The 3,721-nt window shown below is 58.5% G+C and carries 3 protein-coding genes; all 3 read right to left on the bottom strand.

What is annotated here, in order from left to right; genetic code table 11:
• On the bottom strand, positions 1 to 1,543 hold a 1,543-nt coding region (locus tag ABJK70_RS21715; protein WP_347259105.1), incomplete at its 3' end, for a DUF3488 and transglutaminase-like domain-containing protein.
• The gene (locus tag ABJK70_RS21710; RefSeq protein WP_086133824.1) at positions 1,540 to 2,493 is read right to left on the bottom strand and encodes a DUF58 domain-containing protein; all 954 of its coding nucleotides are present in this window, start codon (positions 2,491 to 2,493) and stop codon (positions 1,540 to 1,542) included. The genes ABJK70_RS21710 and ABJK70_RS21715, both read right to left, overlap by 4 nt.
• Position 2,494: 1 nt before the next feature.
• Positions 2,495 to 3,409 carry a MoxR family ATPase gene (locus ABJK70_RS21705; protein ID WP_086133825.1) on the bottom strand — a complete coding sequence of 305 codons (915 nt, stop codon included), beginning with the start codon at positions 3,407 to 3,409 and terminating at the stop codon, positions 2,495 to 2,497.
• Positions 3,410 to 3,721: the final 312 nt, after the last annotated feature.

Raw genomic sequence — 3,721 nt, 5'->3', positions numbered from 1 at the left:
ACCAGTCGTGGAGATCGAAAGCGGCATCGGCCAGTGCCCGTCCGACAGGACTGAAACTGACCTCGTGATCGGCCATTTGCCGATCCAGGTCTATCCCCTGCTCGATCCGGTGCGGCGCCACGGCGGCAGTGGGGTCGACGCGCGTCCAGCCTTGTTCGGATAACCACACCTCGGCCCAGGCGTGAGCATCGGCTTGGCGTACTTCCAGGAATTTTCCAACCGGGTTCCATTGCCCTCCCTGATAACCGGTTACCACCCTCGCCGGAATTCCCGCCACCCGCATCAGATAAACGAACGCCGTGGCGTAATGCTCGCAAAAGCCCTTGCGGGTCTCGAAAAGAAAGGTGTCCACCGGCTTGTCGCGTATGACCGGCGGGTTGAGCGTGTATACGAACGGCTCCTCGCGAAAATGGAGCAGCGCCTTGTTCACGATGTCTTTTGGGTCCGACGACGACTGGCGCCAGCGTTCGACCAGCCGGAGCATGCGTGCCGAAGGTCTATCCGGCAGCTGGAGACCCTGTTCCCGCTCGGCGGGGCTGAGTTCGCCGGTTCGGTAATTCGGATAGGAGCTGATCGTGTATTGCCGGCGTTCGCCGACGTTTTGCGGCGTCAGCAGCAAATATTCGGGCGTCTGAGCGAGGTTCTCGGGAAAAACTTTGGGTAGATCCAAAGCGAAAACCCAGCGTTTTTGATGCGGCTCAAGAGTGATCGTGTAACGGTAAGCCGGTCCGGAGAATGCCGGTGCCTGAACGGTGTTCCGGCCTTGTTCCGGCGGCAGGGTCCAGCGTCTTCCATCGGTATGCCAGAACACCGGGCCTCGCCAGTAGCGCTCGGCGGGCAGCGGCAAGGGACCTTCGAAATCGGCGCGAAAAGCCGGCTCCCGCGACAAGGCGAGGCGGCTGACGCTGCCGGGCTCTATGATATCGCTGAGCCCGGTCTTTGCGCTGCTCGGATCGTCCGGAAGCTTCCACAAAGGCCCCGCGATACGCGGGAAGAATATGAACAGGACTACCATGATCGGCATGGCTTGCGCCACCAATGACGCCGCCATTCTGAACTGGGTTTTGAGCGACAGGACAGGACCCGCGTTCAGGCCGATCAATACGGAAATCAGCAAGGCAACGGCAGCCAGCGTATAGACGGCCAGGGCGATGCTCTGGGAGAACAGGTACTGAGTCAGAGCCACGAAGAACGCGAGATAGACCACCAGGTATACGTCGCGCCGGTTCCGCATTTCCATCAGTTTCAGTCCCAGGCCGACGAGAAAGAGGCTGGATCCGGCTTCGCGTCCGTAAAAGCGATGGTAATCGACGTAAACCAAAGCTGCGCCGGACAAGGTCAGAAGAAACAACAGCAGACGGCCGGGCAGCAAGGCGGGCCGATACCCTGACGCGAATCGCCAGGCCGCCATCAAGGAAAAATAAAGAACGATTGCCCAGCCGAGATTGAGAAGATGCGGTGCGGCAACGAAGAAAACACTGAATAGAAGCAGGTTTTCCTGCGTCCGATCCGGCACGAACGACGTTGCTGCGGGCTTCTTCATAGATCGAACAGAGCCAGCGACTCGAGACACTTCCGGCAGTGCGATGCGCCGTGACCTTCGGCTATGGTCGTTCCTGGCAAGCTGAGGGCATATCGCATCCCAGCCTGCTCGGCATCCAACACCCAGCGGCAAAGCCGGCTCAAGCGCGCCTCCGTATCCAATCCCTTGGTATCCGTCCAGTTCAAATGAAGGACTTCCGTTTCGTCCCCCGCGTATTGCTTGATTACCGGATCGCGTCCTTTGGCCAGACTTTTCCAATGAATGTGCTTGAACGGATCGCCCGGTTGATAAGCCCGAAACCCGTGGAAATCATCGGAAGCATTTCGTGGTCGGGCACCGACATGATCGTCCTCGGAACGTGGGAAAGGCAATCGTTCCTGGGTGGGTCTCGGGTAGACCAGAACCTTATATTTCAGATTGATCGGCGACCAGGCGTAGAAGATTCCCAAAGGAAACGCGGTGCTGATGGTTACGGTGTCGAGCTCGAGCCAGCCCCGCTTTTCCGCTGGGACCCGAAGGATTGCCGAAACAGTACCCTCGGGAGGTATGTCCATCCGTAACGCCTCGGCGTCTTTCAGCCTCAACTCGATGCCATAGCGCGGCAAAGCCGCGGAGTTGGTCAGCCGCAACTCGAAAGATGCCAGGTCGCCGGCGAAGACGGGGCTCATTTTTCCGGCGCCGACGCTCAGTCCGGAAAGGTTGCGGTAGCTGTAGAACAACGAGGACATGGCAGCCGCCGCCAATAGGAAAGTGAGGATGAACGCCAGATTGTTGCCATAGTTGATGGCGGTGAGCCACTGAATCAACAGGAGCAGCGCAAGGGCCAAGCCGGATCGGCTGGGCAGAATGAAGATTCGCCGGTGAGACAACATGACCGGCCCATCGATCGCTTTTTCGCCTCGGAGGAAGCGCCGAAGGTCCAGCCGTTCCCGAAGCGGGAGCGCAGTCATCTCAAACCGCCGCAACCTGTTCCAGCATCGGCGCCACAATGACGTCGGCGTTCGTAGCGCCGCTCGATACGGGGCGCAGCCTATGCCCGCAAACCGGAGCCAATACCGCCTGCACGTCCTCGGGCAGGACCGCTTCACGGCCTTCGATGAAGGTCCAGGCGCGGGCGGCGTTCAACAGGGCGAGGCCCGCGCGCGGCGATAATCCGCATTCGTAATGACCGGATTCGCGGCTGAATCTGATCAGCGCCTGGAGATAATCCAACAGCGCATCGGAGACGTGTATGGTCCTGACCTGGTCCTGGATCGCCACTAATTCGTCCGTCTGAAGGCAGACCGGGAGTTTTTCGAGCAAAACGAAGCGGTCCTCGCCTTTGAGCAAGGCACGCTCCGACCGGCTATCCGGATAACCCAAGCTAATGCGCATCAGGAACCGGTCCAATTGAGACTCGGGCAAAGGAAACGTTCCGATCTGGCACACAGGATTTTGAGTAGCGATGACGAAAAACGGTTCCGGCAGCGAACGGGTTTCTCCCTCGACCGTAACTTGGTGTTCTTCCATCGCTTCGAGCAGCGCGCTCTGGGCTTTCGGGGTCGAGCGGTTGATCTCGTCAGCCAAGATCATTTGGTGGAAGATCGGACCGGGTTGAAAATGAAACGCATGGTTGTTCCCGTCGAAGATCGACGAGCCGACGATATCGGCCGGCAAAAGATCGCTGGTGAACTGAATGCGTTGGTATTTGAGGCCCAAAAGGTTGGCGAGAGTGTGCGCCAAGGTCGTTTTGCCGACGCCGGGTACATCCTCGATGAGTAAATGCCCCCGCGCCAGCAGGCAACAGATCGCGAGACGGATCTGGCGCGGCTTGCCGAGGATGACGGTGTTGGCGGTATGGAAGAGTCGGTTTAGGGCGTTGCGCATGGAGAACCTGAGAAGTCGTTTTCGCAACGAAGTATAGCTTTGTCGGAAGACGCGACGGCGCAGAGACCGGACGCGGGCTTCCGTATCAATTCGAAAGCATCTGAATCGGTTATATCCCAAAATCCGGTATGTTTTTGGGATATAACCTAAAACGACGCCCCGATGGGTTTCTAGGCATCTTAAGCCCGCGATTCTGACCGCCCGCCGAAATGACAGCGAAGTGTTCATCTCGCTCATACGGCATAACGGACTTGGCGGAAGTCGTTGGCGCTTTCGGCTAGGGTAAATCGACTCAAGTATTTGTAGGTCGGC

This window comes from Methylocaldum sp. (assembly GCF_039794385.1).
Lineage (GTDB): Bacteria > Pseudomonadota > Gammaproteobacteria > Methylococcales > Methylococcaceae > Methylocaldum.
This window is presented reverse-complemented; position numbering and strand designations above follow the sequence as displayed.